Below are 24,461 nucleotides of genomic sequence, written 5' to 3'. Positions count from 1 at the left end.
ATTATGAGCAGTTTTAGCAAAATAGTAATTGTTTTAGGATTGGTTTTATCAGTAGCATCTTGTTCTGATAAGAATAGCCGAAACTATCAGTACATGCCTAACATGTATGTTCCTGTTGGTTATGAGACCTATGAAAAGGTAGATTTTCTTCCACGTCAAATGGAGGCTCAGTTACCTGCGGACAATACCATTCCTAGAGGTTGGATGCCCTATGAATTCGAGAATGATCCTGAGGGTAGGGATTTGGCCAAGTTACAGGCTAGTCCACTAGATTCTCTTCAGACGGAGGACAATATGAAGGTGGGAATGGAATTATACAATATTTACTGTGCTATTTGCCACGGTGAAAAAGGTAATGGCGTAGGTACTTTGGTGGAGCGTGAAAAAATATTGGGTGTTCCAAGTTATGACGATGCGGCACGTAACATTAGCGTGGGAGGTACTTATCATACCATCTATTATGGACTAAACTCCATGGGGTCTTACGCAGGCCAACTGAATCATAAGGAACGTTGGCAAGTAGCCGAGTACGTTATGAAACTGAAACAAGACTTAACAAAATAATACATAGATTTAGAAGTATGTACACTTTTTCAAATAGACTAAAAATTGCTTCAATTATTTTAATGGTTGTTGGCGCACTGGGTGTTGGAGTTGGATTCGTTTCAATGCCGTCCAATGTTGAAGAAGCAAAAGCTATGGTTGCCAGCCACGGTGATGAACACGGAAGTGATCATGGAGCGGAAACAATGCACGCTGAAGAAGGTGAGCATGGAGCTGCTACTGTTGCCGAGGCACATGACTCTTCACATGACGAGCATTTGTTGCACCAATTACAGAACAGACCTTGGTCTGCGCTATATGTGGCAGCTTTTTTCTTTATGATGTTGGCATTGGGTACCTTGGCATTTTATGCAATCCAACGTGCTGCACAGGCAGGATGGTCCCCTTTGTTATTTAGGGTAATGGAAGGAATTACGTCTTACATAGTTCCTGGAGGAATTATTGTATTCGTTATTTTAGTACTTTCCACGATGCACTTGAACCATCTATTCGTTTGGATGGATCCCGAAGTAGTTGCAGAGGATAAGTTGTTGCAGGGTAAAGCGGGTTACTTAAATCCAACCTTTTTCTTGATCAGGGCAGCTATCTATTTGGCTATTTGGATCGGATACCGTGAGTATTCAAGAAAATTGTCATTACGTGAAGATGAGTCAAGCGATAACAGTAGCTTTGTAAAGAATTTTAGAGCTTCTGCCGCATTCTTGGTGTTGTTCTTGGTTTCGGAATCCATGATGTCTTGGGATTGGATCATGAGTGTTGACCCACACTGGTTCAGTACGTTATTCGGTTGGTATGTATTTGCCAGTATGTTCGTATCTGGAATTACTGTAATCGCTTTGGTTACCATATATTTAAAATCTAGAGGTTTTCTACCAGAGGTAAATAATAGTCATTTACACGATTTGGCTAAGTTTATGTTCGGTATCAGTATATTTTGGACTTACCTATGGTTCTCTCAATTTATGTTGATATGGTACTCTAACATCCCGGAGGAAGTAACCTATTTCGTAACGCGTATCGCTGATTACAAACTGGCATTTTTCGGCATGGTGGCCATGAACTTTTTATTCCCTGTTCTTATTTTGATGAACAGCGATTTCAAAAGGATGAATTGGTTTATCGTAATGGCAGGTGTTGTTATATTATGTGGACATTACATAGACATATTTAATATGATAATGCCATCTACAGTAGGTGACCAATGGTATATTGGGATTCCTGAAATTGGAGCGGTATTATTATTCGGTGGATTGTTTATATTTTGGATCTTTAGGGCAATGACAAAGGCCCCAATGCAACCAAAACGTAACCCGTTCATTGAAGAGAGTAAGCATTTTCATTATTAGAATTAGTTTTAAAGAATAATATCAAATCATACAATGACTGCATTATTAACAATAGCTGTTTTAGTATTAGTGGCAATTGCAATTTGGCAAATGACCAAAATATTTGAATTGTCTCAGATCAAGACAGATAATTCGCAAATAGCAAACGACAAGGATAACAAGTATAACGGTTACCTCATGTTTGCGTTTTTAATATTCCTATACGGAATAACCATTTTCAGTTTCTGGAAATACACCAAAGTATTACTTCCTGAAGCTGCATCTGAGCATGGTGGGGAATATGATAGTTTGATGATAACATCATTTGTTATTATTTTTATCGTTCAAACGTTAACTCAGGCATTACTTCATTACTTCTCGTACAAGTACAGAGGTGAAAAAGGTAAAAAGGCATTATTCTATGCTGATAACGATCGTTTGGAGTTTATTTGGACCATCATCCCAGTAGTGGTTTTGGCCGGATTGATTCTTTGGGGACTTTACACATGGACCAATATCATGGATATCAATGATGAGGATGATCCGTTGATCGTGGAATTATATGCGCAGCAGTTTAACTGGACAGCGAGATATGGTGGAGAGGACAATGTTCTTGGTGAGGCCAACGTAAGGATGATTGATATCGATAGGGCCAATGTAATGGGATTGGATGAATCCGATCCAAATGCCGGTGATGATATCATTGTTAAGGAATTACACTTACCTGTTGGTAGAAAGGTGAACTTTAAAATGAGGTCTCAGGATGTATTGCATTCTGCATATATGCCTCACTTTAGAGCTCAAATGAACTGTGTTCCAGGGATGATTACACAATTTTCCTATACTCCTACAATTACAACAGAAGAAATGCGTCTAAATCCGGACGTAGTGGATAAGGTGAAAAGAGTTAATGGTATCAGGGCGGAAAAAGCAGCCCAAGGTTTACCTAACTCCGAACCATGGGAATTCGATTATATATTGCTATGTAATAAGATTTGTGGAAAATCACATTATAACATGCAAATGAAGATTATTGTAGAATCTGAAGAGGATTACAACAAATGGATGGCTGAACAGCAGACATTTGCGGCTACAATTGCTTCAATCCAGGAATAAGGCTATAAAAAGAAAATTAATATAAAATAAGAATAGGATTATGTCTGCAACAGCACACGCACACGCACATGTAGAGGATCACGCAGATGATCATGGGCATCATCATAAAGAAACCTTTATAACTAAATACATATTTAGTCAAGATCATAAGATGATTGCAAAGCAGTATTTGATTACTGGTTTGATCATGGGTTTTGTTGGTATCGCTATGTCCTTATTGTTTAGAATGCAATTGGCTTGGCCTGGTGAATCTTTCCCAATCTTTGAAGCTGTATTGGGTAAATGGGCACCTGGAGGAGTAATGGATGCTGATGTCTACTTGGCATTGGTGACCATCCACGGAACCATCATGGTTTTCTTCGTTTTAACGGCGGGATTAAGTGGTACGTTTAGTAACTTATTGATTCCCTTGCAGATTGGTGCAAGAGATATGGCCTCTGGTCTTTTGAATATGATTTCTTATTGGTTGTTCTTCTTGTCTTCTGTGATAATGATGGGCTCCCTATTTTTGGAATCAGGACCGGCAGCTGCAGGATGGACGGTTTATCCTCCGTTGTCTGCATTGCCGATGGCCCAACCAGGTTCTGGATTGGGAATGACAATGTGGTTGTCTTCTATGGCTATTTTCATCGCTTCCTCTTTACTTGGTTCTTTGAACTATATCGTTACGGTAATAAACTTGCGTACCAAAGGGATGTCCATGACAAGATTGCCATTAACAATCTGGGCGTTCTTTGTAACGGCAGTTATCGGTGTAATATCTTTCCCTGTACTATTTTCAGCAGCATTGTTGCTGATCATGGATAGAAGTTTTGGAACTTCATTTTTCCTATCGGACATTTTTATCCAAGGAGAAGTGTTGCACTACCAAGGTGGTTCCCCTGTACTTTACGAACATTTGTTCTGGTTCTTGGGTCACCCTGAGGTATATATTGTTCTTTTGCCTGCTTTGGGTATAACTTCTGAAGTTATGTCTACCAATGCACGTAAGCCTATCTTTGGATATAGGGCGATGGTTGCCTCTATTTTGGCCATTGCATTCCTATCAACTATCGTATGGGGTCACCATATGTTTATTTCTGGTATGAACCCATTCCTTGGATCTGTATTTACATTTACAACCCTATTGATTGCGATACCATCAGCGGTAAAGGCTTTCAACTATATAACTACATTATGGAAGGGTAACCTTCAGCTAAACCCGGCCATGCTATTCTCAATTGGTTTGGTTTCCACATTTATTAGTGGTGGTTTAACAGGAATTATACTTGGGGATAGTACTTTGGATATCAACGTTCACGATACCTATTTCGTAGTAGCCCACTTCCATTTGGTAATGGGTATCTCTGCGCTTTATGGTTTGTTCGCAGGTGTATATCACTGGTTCCCAAAAATGTTTGGAAAAATGATGAACAAAAACTTAGGGTATGTTCATTTCTGGATCACGGCAATCTGTGCCTATGGGGTATTCTTCCCAATGCACTTTGTTGGGATGGCTGGAGTACCAAGACGTTACTATCAAAATACGGCATTCCCAATGTTTGATGATCTTACCGATGTTCAAATATTGATCACTACATTCGCTCTTATCGCAGGTGTGGCTCAGATCGTTTTCTTGTATAACTTTATACACAGTATATTCTACGGAAAGAAAGCAGTTCAAAACCCATGGAAATCCAACACTATGGAATGGACTACTCCTGTAGAGCATATGCATGGAAACTGGCCTGGTAAAATCCCGGAAGTACACCGTTGGGCTTATGATTACAGTAAGACCTATGAAAATGGGGAATACATAATTCCTGGACAGGATTTCGTTCCACAAACGACGCCTTTACAGGAGAATGAAGAAGAAATGCACCACTAAGGTTCTAAGATAAAGTGAAAACCCCCAACTAATTTTAGTTGGGGGTTTTTTTATATCCACGGCTAATGAATGGGTATTATACTATTTTATAATATCTTTAATACTGGTAATAAAAAGCCCAGCTGGGTAAAAATTAAAATGATGAAGAAATTAACTGTACTTCTGTTGCTATTGGTCCATGTGGGTGTAGTGGCACAGAGAAAACCGAAAATTAAGGGTAATAGGACCGTTGCCGAGGTAAAGGAAGAGCTAGCGGCATTTAATGCCATAGAGCTAAAGGACGATTTGGAAATTGAGTTGGTGAGAGCTCCAATGGAAGGCTACAAGGTTGTAGCAGACGATAATCTTCTGGATGTTTTGAAGTTTAAAGTGGAGGATAGTACCCTTTATATTTCTTCTTTCTATAAGATACAATCCAAAAAGAAACTGGATATTACTGTGTATTACACAGATTTGGTGCAGCTTGTTCAACAAGATGGGAAAATGGTGTCCAAAGAATCTATTGCAACTGATATTTTAGATATTCAAGTATTGGGATCTGCAAGAATGGAAATCAACGCAAGCGCTGCATTAGTGCGTGTACGAATGGACGAGAAAAGTTCTGGGGACTTCAACTTCGCAGCAGACTCCCTGCATGTGAATATGAAGGATAGGGCAGATGCCAGAATTTATACAGTTGGAGAATCAAGTTATATAGAATTATCTTCTAACGCTTCGGCTAGTATGGAAGGCACCGTAGGTATGGTTCAAGTTGAAGCCGTTGATAATGCCGACTTCAAAGCAGAACGATATGAGGCAAAGGTAATTAAGGTTAAATTGGAAAATTCAACGAGCGCTTATCTAAGGGCTCTGGAAGATTTGGAATTGACTACTAGCGGGTCCTCCAAGACCTATATCTATGGCAATCCCAAGATTACTATTATGGAGTTTTTGGATACTTCTGAGCTGATCAAAAGAAAGGATTAGGGCTTTAAATTAACGACCCATGCCCTAAAGAAGTAGCGGCATTTTCCATTATCTTTGTAGGTATATGAATGAGAACCTAGATCCAACGGCTGATAATCTTTCCAACGAGGAATTTGATATTGAAAGGGCATTGCGCCCCATTTCCTTTGATGATTTTACGGGTCAGGAACAAGTTCTTGAAAACCTAAAGATTTTTGTTCAGGCCGCCAATTTAAGAGGGGAGGCTCTGGACCATACCTTGTTTCATGGTCCTCCAGGTTTGGGGAAGACTACCTTAGCCCATATTTTGGCCAATGAGCTTGGGGTTGGAATAAAAATGACATCAGGTCCCGTGCTCGACAAACCAGGGGATTTAGCGGGTTTGTTAACCAACTTGGATGAAAGGGATGTTCTCTTTATAGACGAGATACACAGATTAAGTCCAATCGTGGAGGAATATTTATATTCCGCCATGGAGGATTATAAGATAGATATTATGATAGAATCGGGCCCCAATGCCCGATCTGTACAAATCAATTTGAATCCTTTTACCCTTATTGGAGCTACCACCCGTTCTGGATTATTGACCGCTCCCATGCGCGCCCGTTTTGGAATTCAGAGTAGATTACAATATTATTCCACAGAACTGCTGTCTACCATCGTGGAACGCAGTGCGGAAATTTTAAAGACCCCAATCACCCAAGATGCTGCTATCGAAATAGCCGGAAGGAGCAGGGGAACCCCTAGAATTTGCAACGCCCTTTTAAGGAGAGTGCGGGATTTTGCACAAATTAAGGGCAATGGAAAGATAGATATGGAAATTTCTCGCTTTGGTCTAAAGGCATTACATGTAGATGCCCATGGTTTGGATGAAATGGACAATAAAATATTGACGACCATTATAGATAAATTTAAAGGAGGTCCTGTGGGGATCACCACTCTGGCTACAGCAGTTTCAGAAAGTGCTGAAACCATAGAAGAGGTGTATGAGCCTTTCTTGATTCAACAGGGCTTTATCATGCGTACCCCTAGAGGTAGGGAAGTTACAGAATTGGCCTACAAACATTTGGGAAGAATCAAAGGGAGTGTCCAAGGCGGACTTTTTTAAACGCTACCGCACCCAGTAGTCCATATTTGGTATTTATGCTGAAGGTCCCGTAATCAAAAGAACATTTTGAAGTTAATATCCAGGTTTCAAGTCTTAAAGAATGCAAGGAGAATTCTAAAAAATCCCTTGCCCTTTCACCATGAAAATTTTGAGGCCCATGGGGATTCTTTTAAAGTACAGTTGACCACCAAGGAAACGGTTCTTTTTACCAGAAATCCAGGGCTCATTAAGCATATTCTACAAAAGCAGCATAAAAAATTCGAAAAATCACCTTTACAAACGGTGGATCTTGCCAAATATATAGGTCATGGCATCCTTACATCCACTGGAGAACATTGGCGGGTCCATAGGCGGATGGTACAGCCTGCATTTCACAAAAAGAAGCTACAGAATTTAATGGGGGTCATAAGGGAGTCAATACGCTTTGAACTCAAGCGTATAAAACCCAATACAGAAGAGGATATCTTTCCGCTCATGGGGGACCTCGCATTTCAAGTGGTGGCAAAATCCCTATTTAGCAGTACCGACATCAGGGAGAAAATGTCCCAATTGCAACATATTACGGAAGCGAATCAACGGATGCTGATCAAAGAGATGAGACAGCCCTATTTGCGATGGTGGTATCGGTTAAGTGGCAAAATAGACCGACACTTGGCCATGGGCAAGGAAGGCCAAAAGTTGCTCTTGGAAATTATTGAGGAAAGAAGGACTTCTGGCCAGGAAAAAGACGATCTCCTGGATATGCTACTTAAGGCGCGATATGAAGATGGGTCGCCCATGTCCGACGCACAATTGATCGATGAAGTATTGATACTTTTTACCGCGGGCCATGAGACTACAGCAAATGCCCTTAGCTTTACATTGTTTCTATTGGCAAGTCACCCAGAAATCCAGGAACAGGTTTATCAGGAAGTTTCTAAGGTAGATTTTGATGATCCCGAGATGGATCTCATGCAGGGTGCCATGCAGCTTCAATTGGTAAAACAGTGCTTGGAGGAGGCCCTACGTTTGTATCCGCCGGCCTACGTGATAGATAGGATTGCCACAGAAGATGATTCTTTTGAGGGCATATCCCTTCCAAAGGATACCCTTGTATTAATGTCAGTTTACGAACTACACAGATATGCCGATTTTTGGGAGAAACCTTCAGAATTTATTCCTAGTCGATTCAATACTACGGATAAGAAGGATTATAGTGATTACTACTATCCTTTTGGGGCAGGGCCCAGGATGTGCGTTGGCAATAATTTTGCTATGTACGAAATGATCCTGGCGGTAGCGGAAATCACTAAAAAATACAAGATCAAAACTTCTTTGGGAAAAGTGGAAATCAATCCATTGATATCTTTGAAGCCAAAGTGTGTACCTTTATTGTTTGAAGAACGATAATTGATTTGGGCAATATTCAAAAACATACCGATCTAATAAAAGCCGAAGCCAAAAGGCTCGGTTTCCTGTCATGCGGCATATCAAAAGCCGAATTTTTGGAAGAGGAGGCACCGAGACTGGAGCAATGGCTCAGCAAAAATATGCACGGCGAAATGGGGTATATGGAAAACCATTTCGACAAACGTTTAGATCCAAGATTACTGGTCGATGGGGCCAAGTCCGTCATTTCATTACTACTAAATTATTATCCACAGGTAGAACAAAACGACGATAGTTATAAGCTCTCAAAATACGCTTATGGGCAAGATTACCATCATGTCATAAAAACCAAACTAAAGTTGCTCCAGGAATTTATCACCCAGGAAATAGGGGAGGTGAACGGAAGGGCTTTTGTAGATTCCGCACCCGTCTTGGATAAGGCATGGGCGGCGAAGAGCGGGTTGGGATGGATAGGAAAACACAGCAATTTATTGACCCAACAAGTGGGATCCTTCTATTTTATAGCCGAGCTGATCGTCGACTTGGATTTGGAATATGACTCAAGAGTAACGGACCACTGCGGCACATGTACCGCTTGCTTGGATGCATGTCCCACACAAGCCATTGTGGAGCCATACGTGGTGGACGGCAGTAAATGTATCTCCTATCTTACCATAGAATTAAAGAATCAGATACCGTCCGATTTTAGGGGGAAAATGGACGATTGGATGTTTGGCTGTGATGTTTGCCAAGATGTATGCCCCTGGAACAGGTTTTCTAAATCCCACAACGAACCCCTATTTAATCCACATCCCGATCTATTGTCGATGACAAAAAAGGATTGGGAAGAAATTACCGAGGACGTCTTCAAAAAAGTATTCCAAAAATCAGCAGTGAAACGAACAAAATTCTCAGGTTTGTCAAGGAATATTGATTTTCTAAAATAAAACAGCGGTTCACTACATCGTTTTCGTAAAGTATATTTTGATTTTCTTTTTAAGTTTTTTTTAAGAAGGAACTAATTATACTATATTCGGGGACTGTAGGTTTTGTGAATTCCTCAAGAATTGACTGTGAAACTTAACAAATCTAAATAACAGTATAGTTGTTTGTCTGCGAACAAAAAGGCTGAAAACGTAACATATTTTAGAGAACATGAATAAGATTTTGACAATGATAAAAAAGCCGAAATTAAGTTTCTGGCAGATCTTTAATATGAATGTTGGTTTTTTGGGTATACAGTACAGCTTTGGACTGCAACAAACCGCCATTAACCCTATTTTTCTATTCCTGGGCGCATCGGAAGAAATGCTTCCTATTTTGAATATTGCCGGTCCGGTAACCGGATTAATCGTTCAGCCTATTATTGGTGCCATGTCCGACAAGACCTGGTCTCCAAAATGGGGTAGACGTAAGCCTTACTTTTTGATCGGTGCCATTATTGGTAGTTTGTGTTTGTTCGCATTTCCATCTAGTCCGGCCTTATGGTTCGCAGTAGGGCTATTATGGATATTGGATGTTGGTAATAATATGGCCATGGAACCATACCGTGCTTTTGTTGGTGATAAATTACCGGAAAAGCAATTGAGTCTTGGCTATCAAATGCAAAGTCTTTTTGTGGGTGCCGGAATTCTTTTGGCTATGGGATCAATTGTATTGTTCCAATATATCTTCGGGGCCGAAACCGTTGAAACTGCAGGCAAGATTCCTAAATGGATTTATTATTCGTTTTATATAGGAGGCATGCTCTCTATTACGACCATATTATGGTCCGTATTTAAAACCCCGGAAATTCCACCGACTCCGGAAGAACTGGCTGAAATCAATGAAACTAGGGCAAAACCAATAGGCCAGCGCATAGCAAAACCTTTTGCAGAAATTGTAAGCGCTATAAAGGAGATGCCGCTTTTCATGTGGAAACTGGGAGCAGTCTATCTTTTTCAATGGTACGCGTTATTCGTGTACTGGCAGTATATAACTCCTCTCTTCATGCTTACCATGGATTATGGGATTTCTGAAGCTGCTTCGCAATCGGCACAAATGAGTTTAACCTATAACATTGTCACTATGATCGTTGCCTTGGCATTGGTCCCTTTGACTTTGAAATATGGGGGTAAAAACGTGTACTCCATAAGTTTGGTGGGTGTGGCCTTGGCACTATTCTCTATTCCTTTCATTGGTGATCCAAAATTAGTGCTTGTTCCAATGGTATTATTTGGTATCGGATGGGCGGCGATGATGGGTATACCATATACCATGGTCTCCAAAGTAGTTCCACAAGAAAGACGTGGGGTATACATGGGTATTTTGAACATGATGATTGTTATTCCCATGGGAATTGAAACGTTGACATTTGGTCCCATCTATAAATATCTCTTGGGCGGAAATGCTGTTAACGCTATCCTTTTTGCTGGTGTATTTTTTGTTATTGCAGCAGTACTGGCACTAAGATTAAACGTTTCAAAAGCCAAAGAATCCGTTGAGGCTTAATATTTAATTGGACAATACTTTTATGCCCCAGTCTGGGAGGCTCATTTTGTTTGGATAAAACTGGGATCTTTTTACGCTTTTATAAAGATTACCTTTAAATTTGATTTTTTAAATCACATTTATATGAGCAAAGAAAAAAGGAGAAGGGAAGCTTTGGTCTATCACGCCAAGCCACAACCTGGAAAGATAAAGATTGTCCCTACAAAACCTTATGCGACACAGCGGGATTTAGGTCTTGCATATTCCCCTGGTGTGGCGGAACCTTGCTTGGAAATTGCAAAGGATAAGGATAACGTTTATAAATATACAGCCAAAGGCAATATAGTTGCGGTCATTTCCAATGGAACCGCAGTTTTGGGATTGGGAGATATAGGGCCAGAGGCCTCCAAGCCAGTAATGGAAGGTAAATGTCTTCTATTTAAGATTTTCGCGGATATCGATGGTATTGATATTGAAATTGATACCAAGGACGTGGACAAATTTGTAGAGACCGTTAAGATGATCGCCCCAACTTTTGGAGGAATCAATCTTGAGGATATCAAGGCTCCTGAAGCCTTTGAAATTGAAAGAAGGCTAAAGGAGGAACTGGATATTCCTGTAATGCACGATGATCAGCACGGAACGGCAATAATTTCTGCTGCCGCTCTACTGAACGCTCTTGAGATTACCAAAAAGAAAATAGAGGACGTACGTATCGTCATCAGTGGTGCCGGCGCTGCGGCCGTTTCCTGTACCAAATTGTACAAGGCCTTCGGAGCCAGTAGTAAGAATATTGTAATGCTCGATAGCAAAGGGGTAATCCGTAGTGACAGGGACAACCTTACAGGGGAGAAACTGGAATTTGCGACGGACAGAAAGATTGACACTTTAGAGGAAGCGATGGTAGATGCCGATGTTTTTGTAGGTCTTTCCATTGCCAATATCGTAAGTCCAGAGATGTTATTGTCCATGGCCAATAACCCTATCGTTTTTGCAATGGCCAATCCAGATCCTGAGATTGCCTATGAAATAGCGTACAAGACGAGGGAAGATATTATCATGGCCACAGGAAGGTCAGATCATCCTAACCAAGTTAACAATGTGCTTGGATTCCCATTTATTTTTAGAGGGGCGTTAGATGTTAGGGCCACCAAGATCAATGAGGAAATGAAGATGGCGGCGGTTAAGGCATTGGCCGAACTTACCAAGGCCCCTGTTCCAGAACAAGTGAATATTGCCTATGGTGAAACTAGGCTGACCTTCGGGAAGGATTATATTATTCCTAAGCCATTTGACCCAAGACTTATTTCAGAAATCCCACCAGCGGTAGCACGGGCAGCCATGGAAAGTGGTGTTGCCAAATTGCCTATTGAAGATTGGGATAAATATAGGGAAGAGCTCCTGCAACGATCCGGAAATGATAATAAGGTGGTTCGTTTGCTACATAACAGGGCAAAATCCAATCCGAAGAAGATTGTATTTGCCGAGGCAGATCATTTGGATGTATTAAAAGCAGCGCAGATCAGCTATGACGAGGGGATCGCTATTCCTATCTTATTAGGTAGAAAAGAGGTTATCCTTGAGCTTAAAAAGGAGCTCGAATTTGATGCAGACGTACTCATTATAGATCCCAATAGCGACGAATCCAGTGCTACTAAAGATAAATATGCCATTAAATATTGCGAATCAAGGAATAGAAGTGGCGTAAGCTTATACGGAGCTCGCATAAAAATGCGGGAGCGTAATTATTTTGGCGCCATGATGGTAAGGGAAGGGGATGCAGATGGTATGATCTCTGGATACTCTAGGGCCTATCCAACTGTGGTAAAACCTATTTTTGAAGTTATTGGAAAGGCATCGGACGTAAAGAAAGTTGCTACCGTAAATATAATGATCACAGATCGTGGGCCTTTATTCTTAGCGGATACCGCCATTAATATAGATCCTAATGCGGAAGAATTGGCAGAAATAGCCAAGATGACCGCAAACGTTGCAAAAACATTCGGATTTCAGCCTGTGATGGCAATGTTGTCCTATGCCAATTTTGGTTCTTCTGTCCATCCAAACGCCTCAAAAGTTAAGCAGGCGGTCAAGATTTTACACGAATCAAATCCTGATTTGGTCGTAGATGGAGAAGTGCAGATCGATTTTGCCTTAAACAAGGAATTGCACCAAAGCAAGTTCCCATTTTCCAAACTGGCAGGGAAGAACGTCAATGCCTTGGTGTTCCCTAACTTGGAATCGGCGAACATCACCTATAAACTCCTAAAGGAATTGAATAAGGCAGATTCTATAGGTCCAATAATGGTCGGGTTGCGTAAATCTGTCCATATCATGCAATTGGGGGCCAGTGTTGATGAAATTGTCAACATGTCCGCCGTAGCCGTTGTGGATGCGCAAGAAAGAGAAAGAAGAAAGAAAGCAAAATCTGAGGCTAAATAAGCAACATTTATGGTGACCCATCTAAAGGGGAAATTAGTTGAGAAAAATCCTACCCATGTAGTCATTGAGTGCTCAGGGGTAGGATATTTTGTTAATATTTCCTTACATACATTTTCTAAAATTGGAGATTCGGAAAGCATCATGCTTTTTACCCATTTACAGGTGAAGGAAGATTCGCATACCTTGTTTGGATTTGCTGAAAAATCTGAACGTGAAATATTCCGACTTTTATTGTCTGTTTCGGGAATAGGATCCAGTACGGCACGGACCATGTTGTCCTCCTTGTCACCTGGTCAAGTTAGGGACGCAATTGCCCTTGGTGATGTCCCCACAATACAGGGAATAAAAGGGATCGGAGCAAAAACGGCCCAAAGGGTAATCTTGGATTTGAAGGATAAAATTCTTAAAATTTATGATATCGATGAAGTTTCGGCTACTTCAAACAATACAAACAAAGATGAAGCGTTATCAGCATTAGAGGTTCTTGGATTTGTCCGTAAACATGCAGAAAAAGTGGTGGATAAAGTTTTGGGTCAAGATCCCTCACTAAGCGTTGAGAATATTATTAAACTGGCGCTTAAAAATTTGTAAAAAGTTTGAAAACAGGGGCAAAATCATTTCTTACATCTTTTCTATTTAAGCTTTCACTAATTGGTGTCATTTTTATGGCGACCCTACAAACTGCTTCTGCCCAGGAAACGGAAGAACAAGAAGTAGATTCTACAAAAACAGGAGTAGCCCTTGGGAGACTTTTGATGAAAGACCCCAATAGCATCGTCGCAAAGTATACCTATGATCCCAAAATGGACCGTTATATCTATACGGAAAGTGTTGGGAAATACGATATCAGCTATCCGATCATTCTAACTCCGGAACAGTACCAGGATCTGGTAAAAAAGGAGGATATGAAATCCTATTTTAAAGAAAAGAGGGATGCCTATTCCGGAAAGAAAGCTGGAAGTGAGGAAGCTCGCAAAAACTTACTCCCCAATTTTTACGTCAACAATAATTTTTTTGAATCTATCTTTGGTGGCAATACCATTGAGGTGATCCCACAGGGATCGGTTGCCATGGACTTGGGTGTCATTTGGCAAAAGAACGACAATCCTGCACTTTCCCCCCGAAATCGTACCAACCTATCCTTTGATTTTGATCAACGTATAAGCTTAAGCATGTTGGGTAAAATTGGAGAGCGACTTCAAGTTACCGCCAATTATGATACCGAGGCCACTTTCGATTTCCAAAATCTGGTGAAGTTAGATTATACACCCACAGAGGATGATATTATCCAATCCATAGAAGTTGGAAACGTGAATATGCCATTGAACAGCTCTTTGATCACGGGAGCTCAAAGTTTGTTTGGGGTTAAAACGAAGTTGCAATTCGGAAAGACCAGTGTAACTGCTGTTTTTTCGGAACAACGCTCACAAAGTAATACCGTAGTAGCTCAAGGTGGGGGAACATTAAATGATTATTCCCTATCCTCGCTCGACTATGATGAGGACAAGCATTTTTTTATATCACAGTATTTCAGGGACAACTACGATAGGGCCTTGGAAAATTACCCGTACATCAGAAGCCAGGTACAGATTACCAGGCTCGAAGTTTGGGTGACCAACAGAAGCCAGCAGACCTTAAATGTGAGAAATGTTGTGGCCTTACAGGATCTTGGGGAGGCGGTGCCTTCCAAAACAAGAATAGGTAGGCTCAACGGAAACCCACCAGGGTTTTTTAATTCTTCTTCAGCCGGAGATTTGCCAAGGAACAATGCCAATGATTACGATCCGGCCTTGATCGGCAATGGAGGTGCATTAACCCCACAGGTGAGGGATATAGCCACTGTAGATAACGGATTTAATATACCGGGTTATGATGTGAACCAAGGGTTTGATTATGCCATCTTGGAGAATGCACGGAAATTGGAAAATGGACGGGACTACCAGTTCAGTACTCAATTAGGGTATGTTTCCCTGAACCAACGCCTTAGCAATGATGAGGTTTTGGCCGTTGCATATCAATATACCTACAATGGGGAAGTTTACCAAGTGGGTGAATTTGCCAATGGGGGAATAGATGCCACCACCGTTTCTTCGGGAGCCCAGAGTCCGGCAGTCAACAATAATACTCTAGTACTAAAGCTATTAAAGAGCAATATCACCAATGTAATAGATCCTATTTGGGACTTAATGATGAAAAACATCTATTCCACAGGTGCTTTTCAGTTGAGCCAGGATGATTTCAAGTTGAACATTTTATATTCCGATCCTACCCCAAGAAATTACATTACTCCAGTAGATAATTCTCCAGGGGCTGGTTGGCCCAATACACCTAAGCCGTTGGAAGAACGAATTCTTTTGGATGTATTTAATCTTGACCGATTAAATACATACAACGATGTCCAAAGCGGAGGGGATGGTTTTTTTGATTTTGTGCCCGGAATCACCGTGGATACTCAATCGGGAAGAATTATTTTCACCAAGGTAGAACCCTTTGGCGAATATTTATTTGAAACGTTGGGAGGCGGTACCTATGACGTCAATGATGGTCAGGGATACAATGTGAACCAACAGAAGTATGTCTTTAGGAATATGTATGCCCTCACCAAGGCAGCAGCACTTCAGGACGCAGATAAAAACAAGTTTATCCTAAAAGGTCAGTATAAATCGGAGGGGAGTAATGGTATTCCTATCGGAGCCTTTAACGTGCCCCAGGGATCGGTTAGAGTAACTGCTGGAGGTCGCCAATTGCAAGAAGGGATAGATTATACCGTAAACTACCAAGCGGGAACAGTGCAGATTTTAGATCCAAGTTTGGAGGCTTCCAATACCCCTATTAACATCTCCGTGGAGAACAATGCGGTATTCGGCCAACAGAGCAGAAGGTTTACAGGAGTAAATGTGGAGCACCAATTTAATAAGAATTTCCTATTGGGTGCCACCTTGTTGAATCTTAATGAACGTCCCTTGACCCAAAAATCGAACTATGGGGTGGAGCCGGTCAACAATAGTATTTTTGGCGTTAACGGGAATTTTTCTACCGAAGTGCCATTCCTTACAAGATTGGCAAATAAATTGCCCAATATAGATACCGATGTACCTTCCAATGTATCAGTAAGAGGTGAGATAGCTTGGCTGCAGCCCGGATCGCCTAAAAATGCAGATTTTGAAGGGGAAACAACAACGTATGTAGATGATTTTGAAGGGGCCCAGTCCCTTATAGATATCCGCTCTTCCCTAGGTTGGTCTTTGGCCAGTACCCCGGTAGAATTTGCAGATGGAAAGAGCGGATTGGAAACAGGATACCAAAGGGCGAAAATGGCGTGGTATACGATCGATCCTATTTTTTACACCAATCAAAGACCTTCAGGAATTACAGATTCCGATGTTTCTACCAATCCGACAAGAAGGGTATTTATTGATGAGGTTTTTCCTCAGGTAGATATTGCCCAAGGACAAACGACTGTTCAGAGCACATTGGATGTTTCCTATTTCCCAAATGCAAAAGGACCATACAACGATAACCCAAATTTTGCGGGAGAACAACCGAATTCTAAATGGGGAGGAATCATGCGTTCCTTGAGCAGCACCAATTTTGAGCAGTCCAATGTGGAGTTTGTTCAGTTTTGGGTGTTGGATCCTTATGTAGACGGGAACACCACCTCCAGTGGGGAATTGGTCTTCAACTTTGGTAACATATCTGAGGATATTCTAAAAGATGGGAGAAAACAATATGAGAATGGTTTGCCAGGTGTAAATAGCAACGATTTGGTAACTCCTACTGCCTGGGGAAAAGTACCCGCAACCCAATCTTTGGTATATGCTTTTGATACCAATGAAACCAACAGGGGTTTACAGGATTTAGGATTTGATGGTCTTGATGATGCTGCAGAAGGATCAATCTATACCAACAACCCAGGGAATGACCCTGCCTTGGATAACTACCAATATTACCTGAATAGGGATGGGAGCATTTTAAATAGATATTTGGATTTTAACAACCCGCAAGGCAACTCTCCTGTGCAGGTCACCAATACCAATAGGGGTTCCACCACCTTGCCCGATGTAGAAGATATAGACAGGGATCTTACCATGAATACGGTCAACAGTTATTATGAATATCGTATCGCCATTAAGCCCAACACCACTATTAATGACAAGTATGTAACCGATATAAAAGAAGGGGTTACCCCTCAGTTACCCAATGGCACAACTTTGAACCGTCGTTGGATACAATACAAAATTCCACTTAGTGATTTTACGGATGCCGTTGGCGGTATTAGTGATTTTAGGTCCATTAGCTTTATGCGTATGTACCTCACTAATTTCTCCGATAATGTGGTCCTTCGTTTCGCGACCTTGGATCTGGTCCGTGGCGATTGGCGTACCTACACAAATTCCTTGCAGCCAGAGGTAGATAATAACCCTGCTGACGATGGTACCTTTGTGGATGTGAATACGGTGAATATTGAAGAAAACAATGGAAGAACACCTATACCATATGTCCTGCCTCCTGGAGTCATCAGGGAGCAATTGAACAATAACAACACTATAATTCGCCAAAATGAACAATCCCTTTCCTTTGTGGTGGAAAATTTGGAATCTGAGGATTCAAGGGGAGTGTTCAAAAATGTGAATATAGATATTAGACAGTATGAGCGTTTAAAGATGTTCATGCATGCCGAGAAAATTGTGGACAGTGATTATACCAATGACGAAACACCTTTGGTAGGTTTCTTAAGAATTGGAACAGATTTCAGCCAAAACTTTTATCAAATTGAACTTCCATTACAGTTTACGCCATTCGGGTCTTCCTTGGATACTGATATTTGGCCAGAAGTGAATGAGATCGACATTCCTTTAAATGACCTCTCTAAGGTAAAGTCTTTGGGCATATCCAACCAATCCTTGAACACTGTCAACTACTATGAAATTGTGGATGGGGATGTGGTAGCTGTCGAAGAATTTGCTCCGAGAACACCGGGAAGGGCTCGTATTGGAATACGAGGTAACCCATCCTTGGGGAGTTTAAGAAGTGTAATGGTGGGGGTTAAAAACATTGATAATTTACCCGCTCGAGGTGAGGTCTGGTTTAATGAATTGCGACTTGCCGGTCTGGACAATAATGGGGGATGGGCTGCCGTGGCCGCCGTGGATGCCAATATTGCCGATTTCGCAAACTTCTCGGCTACGGGTAGCAAGAGCACTTCAGGCTTCGGGGGCATAGATCAAATGCCGAACGAGAGATCAAGGGAGGACGCTATTTCTTATGACGTGGTGACCAATGTGAACGTAGGTCAATTGCTGCCCAAAAAATGGGGGATTCAATTGCCCTTCAATTATGGGATATCAGAACAACTAATAACTCCCGAATTTGATCCCGTATACGATGATTTAAAATTGGAGGACAGAGTAGCTACTGCTAGTTCTCAGGCTGAAGCCGATGCCATTAAGGAGCAGGCCGAAGATTATACCAAAAGAACAAGTATCAACCTTATTGGGGTTCGAAAAAATCGTGGAGAGGAAGCCGATGCAAATTTTTACGATGTTGAAAACTTCACCTTGAACTATTCCTATAATGAAACGGACCATAGGGATTTTGAAATAGCGGAATTAAGAGATCAAAACGTGGTAACGGGAATGGTCTACAACCATAACTTTAAGCCCGCCTCTGTGGCTCCTTTTGCAAAGCAGGATTCTTTATTCAATGGTAGGTATTTGAAATGGTTGAAAGATGTAAACTTTAACTTACTGCCAACAAGTATTGCCGTCAATTCAAATATCAACCGATCTTTCAACCAACAACGTTTTAGGGATGTATTGGAACCAGGGGTAGAATCATTGGATCTGCCGGTATTACAGCAGCGTAACTATCTCTTTAATTGGCAATATGCATTAAACTATAGCCTGAGCAAGTCTTTGCGATTGAATTTAACAGCTTCCAATAACAATATTGTCCGTAACTATTTTGAAGAGGCGGGCAATGAGGATTCGGGAATAGATCCGGCCCTAGGATTGTGGGATGGTTTTTGGGATATTGGGGAACCCAATAGGCATGCCCAGCAGATGCAATTGAACTATGAGGTGCCTTTTAACAAAATACCCGCGTTGGATTTTATCAATGCCCAATACAGTTACACTAGTAATTTTGACTGGCAAAGGGGCGGAGATGCACTTAATGAAATAGCGAGATTGGAACCAGGACAGGAAAACGTGTCCATCAACACCATCCAAAACGCCAATACCCATACGATTACCGCTTCTTTGGGGATGCAGAAATTGTATGATTATTTAGGGCTGAAGAAAAGAACTGCCAAAGATGTGGTAAGTGTCAATTCCACTAGGAGGGATAAGGCAGGCAACCTTACTAAAAAAGCTGAGGCAGAACAAAAAGCCCAAAAGAAAACCAGTGGCCTATTCAATACTGCTGTGGACATCTTGACCATGGTAAAAAGGGTGAATTTTAATTACAGTGAGAATAATGGAAAGGTACTTCCTGGATATACCAGATCCATCGGGTTTATCGGTACGGCAAAGCCAACTATAGGATTTGTTTTTGGGAGTCAGGCCGATGTGCGTTTTGAAGCTGCCCGGAATGGATGGCTTACCACTTTTACAGAGTTTAACCAACAATTTATAGAACGTACCAATAAGCAATTGAACATCACCGCAACGGCACAACCCATAAAAGATCTTACCATAGATTTGGTGGCTGACAGGCAGTATTCAGAAAGCTATCAGGAAAATTTTAAGGTGAATGAGTTGGGAGACGGCTCTTTTGAGTATGAAAATTTACTGGGGAACAACTATGGGAACTTCAGTATTTCTACGGTCATGATAGGGACCTCCTTTGGAAAAAGCGATGAATTTACTTCAGAGAGCTTTCAAGAGTTTAAAAATAATAGAATCGTCATAGCCAACAGATTGGTGTCCGATAGAGGACAGGGAACAGGTCAGGTGGATGCAGATGGTTATCCGGAACGATATGGCAAGAATCAACAAGAAGTCTTATTGCCGGCCTTCTTTGCAGCCTATACGGGACAAGATGTGAATAGGGTGAACTTGGATGCCTTTAGGGATATTCCAATTCCCAACTGGAATATAAAGTATACCGGCTTGATGCAGAACAAGTGGTTTAAGAGTAAGTTTAAGCGCTTCTCCCTGAGTCATGGGTATAGGGCCGCTTATAGTATCAATTCCTTCCAGACCAATTTAGAGAAACAAAATACTTCCATTGACCCGGAGAACGGCGATTTTCTGCCGGACAATATTATTAATAATGTGGTATTGACGGATCAGTTCAATCCCTTGATGAGGGTCGATTTTGAAATGAAAAATTCCATGAGCGTTGTGGCGGAGGTACGAACAGATAGGGCGTTGTCCCTAAGTTTTGATAACGACCTACTTACGGAGATCAATGGAAAAGAGTATACCGTTGGCTTGGGATACAGATTCAAGGATGTGAAATTGGTGACCAATATCGGGGGTGAGAAACAACGTTTCAAAGGGGATCTGAATTTGAAAGCAGACGCAACCTTAAGGGACAATGTGACCATTATACGAAATTTGGATATTACGAACAATCAAATTACCTCTGGACAAAACCTGCTCTCGGTTAAATTTACGGCAGATTACGCCTTGAGTAAAACCTTGAATGCCCTGTTCTTTTATGATTACTCTTTTTCGCAGTTTGCGGTTTCTACGGCATTTCCACAATCAACAATAAATACTGGGTTTACCATAAGGTATAATTTTGGTAACTAGGAAGTTAAGAATCCACTTTAATGCCTGGGAAAGGTCTTAGTTGTGATTTGTTAATAATGGATTACTTTTTTTGAATAGATTACCAAAATCCCATACATTTGCGGCTCTAACATTTAATTAAAAGACATGAGCGTACCATCCGAATTAAAGTATACCAAAGACCACGAGTGGATTAAGATTGAAGGGGATATTGCAACAGTGGGGATCACAGATTTTGCCCAAGGGGAATTGGGGGATATCGTTTACGTAGAGGTAGAGACCTTGGATGAAACTTTGGATAAGGAAGAAATATTTGGAACGGTAGAAGCTGTCAAAACAGTTTCTGATCTTTTTCTGCCTTTGAGTGGAGAGATTATTGAGTTCAATACAATGTTGGAGGATGAACCTGAAAAAGTGAACACCGATCCTTACGGAGAGGGATGGATGATAAAAATAAAACTAAGTGACCCATCGGAAGTTGACGGTCTTCTTAGTGATGCGGATTACAAAGAATTGATAGGTGCTTAAGAAAAGCATCTTTACAATTGCATTTATAAGCTGGATGGTGTTCATAACACTGCTCAGCTTATTTTCATTTTCAGAAGGCGACTTACCAGATTTTGAACTGCCCTTTATGGACAAGCTGGTTCATTTTATCTTTTATTTTATGGCAGCGGTCTTAGGGGCTTTGTTCCTTAGGGAAAGAACTCAGGGTGAAAATGATATGAAAAAATCAATTCTAACAATTGTTATCGCAGTTATACTTTATGGTATAGTTATTGAGGTAGTACAAAGCGAGTTAACTGTTGATAGAGAGGGAGATGTATTTGATGTAATGGCCAATACTTTAGGGGCTTTAGTAGGGGCTCTGGCAATAAAACTCGCATTTTCTGGGAAAAGGCAGTTAAAATGGAAAAATTAATTGTTTTTTTACTAAATTAATAATTAAATTAGCAAACCTTAAAACTAACTATATGGAACCAAAAAAGAATCCAAAAGCAGATTTGACAAAAAACAGCGGCATGTACTTCGTTATAGGCTTAGCTGTTGTAATGTTGATTATATGGCGTGCTTTGGAATGGAAGACTTACGATGAACAGACTACCTATGACGTTTCTTTGAACGTAGAAGATATGTTGGATGAAGAAGTTCCAATGACAGAGCAAATAAAAACTCCACCACCACCACCACCACCAGCAGCACCGGAGATCATTACCGTTGTTGAAGATGAGGTTGAGGTTGAGGAGACAGTAATAAAATCTACTGAAACTTCCCAAGAGGAGGAAATCATTGAAGTAGATGATATCGCAGTAGAGGATGTAGAAGAGGATATCGACGTTCCTTTCGCGGTTATTGAAGACGTTCCTGTTTTTCCAGGTTGTGAAAACGAGAAGGATAAAAGAGCATGTTTCAATGATATGATGCAACAACACATCCGTAAAAACTTCCGTTACCCTGAAATTGCCCAAGAAATGGGGGTTCAAGGTAGAGTTAGTGTTATGTTCGTGATCCAAAAAGATGGTAGTATCGGAAACGTTAGAATGCGTGGACCTGACCAAAACTTGGAAAAAGAAGCAGAAAGAATTATCAGTAAATTACCAAGGATGACTCCTGGTAAGCAAAGAGGTAGAGCTGTAAGGGTTCCATTTAGTATTCCAATTACCTTTAAGCTACAGTAATAACGAAGTTAAGGACATCCCCTTTTTGGAGGGTTTGTTTAGAAGTAATAAAAAACCCAGGCCTAGGCCTGGGTTTTTCTTTTTCTATACTCCCAGGATTATAATTATACGTGTTAAAAATGGTGGTGAGTGTACAATTATTTTCTCCCATACTAATGGTTTTAAGGAAGGAGAAGGTAATATGTCTTCTAAATAACATAAATACCCGTATTAGGTTGGAAAAAAATCATTTGGGTCTTATCTTTGCACTCCTTTTAAAAATTCTAGATGAAGACTGCGGTTCAAACAGCAAAAAGCACCTTATGGTCTTTGATATTTGCTGATTTTAAAGAAATTACCAAAGCTAGGCTGGCGGTAAGCGTGGTTTTTTCATCTATCGCCGGATACTTTCTTGGTGCGGTGGAGATTAGTTATCTATCACTTTTTTTATTGTCTTTTGGCGGGTATTGCATGGTAGGTGCGTCCAATGCTTTTAACCAAGTTATTGAAAAGGATTTGGATGCCCTGATGAACCGGACCAAAAACAGGCCTATTCCTTCTGGAAGAATGTCGGTTACTACCGCAATGGTCATTGCAGTGGTTTTAACCATTGTCGGCTTGGTATCTTTGTATATTTTGAATCCGAAGACAGCAATGTTCGGTGCCATTTCCATCTTTTTGTATACCAGTGTTTATACGCCTTTAAAGACCAAGACACCCCTCTCTGTTTTTGTAGGGGCTTTTCCTGGGGCCATACCATTTATGTTGGGCTGGGTTGCCGCAACCAATGAGTTTGGAATAGAGCCCGGAACTCTTTTTATGATACAGTTCTTTTGGCAGTTTCCACATTTTTGGGCCTTGGGATGGATGTTGGATGAGGATTATAAAAAAGGAGGTTTTAAAATGTTGCCCACGGGTAAAAAAGACAAAGGCACCGCCCTTCAGATAATCATGTATACTATTTGGATGATGGTAATTTCTATTATTCCGGTTTTCGGAATAACGGGAAGACTTCAATTGTCCATTGTAGCCGCAATTCTAATTTTTGCGATGGGCTTGGGGATGTTGTTTTTTGCGATGCGGCTTTATGAAAGAAAAGATAACAAATCTGCCAAAAATCTTATGTTGGCAAGTGTCACTTATATTACATTGATGCAAGTGGTTTATGTAGTGGATAAATTTATTTAATAATTTATGGATTTAACAACAGGTACTCCGAAGGAGAAGAACGATAGGGCAAAGAAAATGATGCTCTGGTTCGGGATAGTAAGTTTAATTATGGGATTTGCTGGTTGGACCAGTGCCTACATTGTGAGTAGTACCCGGGAAGACTGGCTTTCCGATCTACAATTGCCATCCTCGTTTTTATATAGTACTTTGGTATTGGTACTGAGCAGCATAACCTATATGATGGCTAAATCTGCCGTAAAGGCCGATAATGCCAAGATGTGTACCAGGTGGCTGTTGCTTACCTTGGTCTTGGGAGTAAGCTTTATCTTTTTGCAGTTCAACGGGTTTTCCCAAATGATTGCCCAAGGATATTATTTTACCGGGCCAACGAGCAGCATTACCATGTCCTACATCTTTTTGATTGCGGTGGTGCATATCTTGCACGTGGTTGCCGGGCTAATTTCACTTTTAGTGGTGTTGTACAAACAGATTAAAGGAAAATACTCCTCCAAGGAATATCTAGGATTGGAATTGGGGGCTACCTTTTGGCACTTTTTGGACCTTTTATGGGTCTATCTAATTTTGTTCTTTTATTTCTATTAAAACTAAATAAAGGTAAATCTTGGGGAATAGGGTCTTAAATAGGACCTACTTCCCAAAATACTTGAAATTTTTCCCATATTTTAAAAG

At 40.9% G+C, this 24,461-nt stretch carries 17 protein-coding genes; all 17 read left to right on the top strand.

Annotated features, from left to right (window positions below):
• The first annotated feature begins 3 nt into the window (after positions 1–3).
• The 17 genes from ABXZ32_RS09980 to ABXZ32_RS09900 all read left to right on the top strand — a co-directional run bounded on the left by ABXZ32_RS09980 (position 4) and on the right by ABXZ32_RS09900 (position 24,374).
• A complete protein-coding gene (locus tag ABXZ32_RS09980; protein ID WP_354618538.1) occupies positions 4–564 on the top strand; it encodes a c-type cytochrome in 561 nt (186 codons plus the stop codon).
• 17 nt (positions 565–581) lie between these two features.
• On the top strand, positions 582–1,910 hold the full coding sequence (locus tag ABXZ32_RS09975; protein ID WP_354618537.1) for a quinol:cytochrome C oxidoreductase: 1,329 nt from the start codon (positions 582–584) through the stop codon (positions 1,908–1,910).
• A 33-nt stretch (positions 1,911–1,943) separates the two neighbouring features.
• On the top strand, positions 1,944–3,005 hold the full coding sequence (locus ABXZ32_RS09970) for a cytochrome c oxidase subunit II (protein ID WP_354618536.1): 1,062 nt from the start codon (positions 1,944–1,946) through the stop codon (positions 3,003–3,005).
• Positions 3,006–3,045: 40 nt separating this feature from the next.
• On the top strand, positions 3,046–4,872 hold the full coding sequence (locus tag ABXZ32_RS09965) for a cytochrome c oxidase subunit I (RefSeq protein ID WP_354618535.1): 1,827 nt from the start codon (positions 3,046–3,048) through the stop codon (positions 4,870–4,872).
• Between the two features lie 138 nt (positions 4,873–5,010).
• Positions 5,011–5,838 carry a GIN domain-containing protein gene (locus tag ABXZ32_RS09960; protein ID WP_354618534.1) on the top strand — a complete coding sequence of 276 codons (828 nt, stop codon included), beginning with the start codon at positions 5,011–5,013 and terminating at the stop codon, positions 5,836–5,838.
• A gap of 64 nt (positions 5,839–5,902) precedes the next feature.
• On the top strand, positions 5,903–6,925 hold the full coding sequence (gene ruvB / locus ABXZ32_RS09955) for a Holliday junction branch migration DNA helicase RuvB (protein WP_354618533.1): 1,023 nt from the start codon (positions 5,903–5,905) through the stop codon (positions 6,923–6,925).
• A gap of 66 nt (positions 6,926–6,991) precedes the next feature.
• A complete protein-coding gene (locus tag ABXZ32_RS09950; protein WP_354618532.1) occupies positions 6,992–8,314 on the top strand; it encodes a cytochrome P450 in 1,323 nt (440 codons plus the stop codon).
• Between the two features lie 5 nt (positions 8,315–8,319).
• Positions 8,320–9,240: a tRNA epoxyqueuosine(34) reductase QueG gene (queG, locus tag ABXZ32_RS09945; RefSeq protein WP_354618531.1), complete on the top strand. Its 921-nt coding sequence runs from the start codon at positions 8,320–8,322 to the stop codon at positions 9,238–9,240.
• Between the two features lie 208 nt (positions 9,241–9,448).
• Positions 9,449–10,783 (top strand): MFS transporter, encoded by a 1,335-nt coding sequence (locus tag ABXZ32_RS09940; protein WP_354618530.1) that lies wholly within the window; start codon positions 9,449–9,451, stop codon positions 10,781–10,783.
• A 123-nt stretch (positions 10,784–10,906) separates the two neighbouring features.
• The gene (locus ABXZ32_RS09935; RefSeq protein WP_354618529.1) at positions 10,907–13,204 is read left to right on the top strand and encodes an NADP-dependent malic enzyme; all 2,298 of its coding nucleotides are present in this window, start codon (positions 10,907–10,909) and stop codon (positions 13,202–13,204) included.
• A 9-nt stretch (positions 13,205–13,213) separates the two neighbouring features.
• On the top strand, positions 13,214–13,795 hold the full coding sequence (ruvA, locus tag ABXZ32_RS09930; RefSeq protein ID WP_354618528.1) for a Holliday junction branch migration protein RuvA: 582 nt from the start codon (positions 13,214–13,216) through the stop codon (positions 13,793–13,795).
• Positions 13,796–13,800: 5 nt separating this feature from the next.
• A complete protein-coding gene (sov, locus tag ABXZ32_RS09925; protein ID WP_354618527.1) occupies positions 13,801–20,964 on the top strand; it encodes a T9SS outer membrane translocon Sov/SprA in 7,164 nt (2,387 codons plus the stop codon).
• A 126-nt stretch (positions 20,965–21,090) separates the two neighbouring features.
• Positions 21,091–21,471: a glycine cleavage system protein GcvH gene (gene gcvH / locus ABXZ32_RS09920; RefSeq protein WP_354618526.1), complete on the top strand. Its 381-nt coding sequence runs from the start codon at positions 21,091–21,093 to the stop codon at positions 21,469–21,471.
• Complete coding sequence (locus ABXZ32_RS09915; RefSeq protein WP_354618525.1) at positions 21,464–21,865, top strand: VanZ family protein; 402 nt, start codon at positions 21,464–21,466, stop codon at positions 21,863–21,865. Before gcvH ends, ABXZ32_RS09915 begins: the two co-directional genes overlap by 8 nt.
• Before the next feature lie 52 nt (positions 21,866–21,917).
• On the top strand, positions 21,918–22,622 hold the full coding sequence (locus tag ABXZ32_RS09910) for an energy transducer TonB (RefSeq protein WP_354618524.1): 705 nt from the start codon (positions 21,918–21,920) through the stop codon (positions 22,620–22,622).
• 267 nt (positions 22,623–22,889) lie between these two features.
• Complete coding sequence (cyoE, locus tag ABXZ32_RS09905) at positions 22,890–23,789, top strand: heme o synthase (protein WP_354618523.1); 900 nt, start codon at positions 22,890–22,892, stop codon at positions 23,787–23,789.
• Positions 23,790–23,795: 6 nt separating this feature from the next.
• Entirely contained in the window at positions 23,796–24,374 is a 579-nt protein-coding gene (locus ABXZ32_RS09900) for a cytochrome c oxidase subunit 3 (protein ID WP_354618522.1), read from the top strand.
• Positions 24,375–24,461 lie beyond the last annotated feature (87 nt).

Origin of the sequence: Sediminicola luteus (assembly GCF_040566555.1) — a bacterium.
Classification (GTDB): domain Bacteria; phylum Bacteroidota; class Bacteroidia; order Flavobacteriales; family Flavobacteriaceae; genus Sediminicola.
This window is presented reverse-complemented; position numbering and strand designations above follow the sequence as displayed.

What these genes read in the sequence shown, in the direction of transcription:
- ABXZ32_RS09980 (WP_354618538.1), top strand. Translation starts at nt 4, where the DNA reads ATGAGCAGTTTTAGCAAAATAGTAATTGTTTTAGGATTGGTTTTATCA.
- ABXZ32_RS09975 (WP_354618537.1), top strand. Translation starts at nt 582, where the DNA reads ATGTACACTTTTTCAAATAGACTAAAAATTGCTTCAATTATTTTAATG.
- ABXZ32_RS09970 (WP_354618536.1), top strand. Translation starts at nt 1,944, where the DNA reads ATGACTGCATTATTAACAATAGCTGTTTTAGTATTAGTGGCAATTGCA.
- ABXZ32_RS09965 (WP_354618535.1), top strand. Translation starts at nt 3,046, where the DNA reads ATGTCTGCAACAGCACACGCACACGCACATGTAGAGGATCACGCAGAT.
- ABXZ32_RS09960 (WP_354618534.1), top strand. Translation starts at nt 5,011, where the DNA reads ATGATGAAGAAATTAACTGTACTTCTGTTGCTATTGGTCCATGTGGGT.
- ruvB (WP_354618533.1), top strand. Translation starts at nt 5,903, where the DNA reads ATGAATGAGAACCTAGATCCAACGGCTGATAATCTTTCCAACGAGGAA.
- ABXZ32_RS09940 (WP_354618530.1), top strand. Translation starts at nt 9,449, where the DNA reads ATGAATAAGATTTTGACAATGATAAAAAAGCCGAAATTAAGTTTCTGG.
- ABXZ32_RS09935 (WP_354618529.1), top strand. Translation starts at nt 10,907, where the DNA reads ATGAGCAAAGAAAAAAGGAGAAGGGAAGCTTTGGTCTATCACGCCAAG.
- ruvA (WP_354618528.1), top strand. Translation starts at nt 13,214, where the DNA reads ATGGTGACCCATCTAAAGGGGAAATTAGTTGAGAAAAATCCTACCCAT.
- gcvH (WP_354618526.1), top strand. Translation starts at nt 21,091, where the DNA reads ATGAGCGTACCATCCGAATTAAAGTATACCAAAGACCACGAGTGGATT.
- ABXZ32_RS09910 (WP_354618524.1), top strand. Translation starts at nt 21,918, where the DNA reads ATGGAACCAAAAAAGAATCCAAAAGCAGATTTGACAAAAAACAGCGGC.
- cyoE (WP_354618523.1), top strand. Translation starts at nt 22,890, where the DNA reads ATGAAGACTGCGGTTCAAACAGCAAAAAGCACCTTATGGTCTTTGATA.
- ABXZ32_RS09900 (WP_354618522.1), top strand. Translation starts at nt 23,796, where the DNA reads ATGGATTTAACAACAGGTACTCCGAAGGAGAAGAACGATAGGGCAAAG.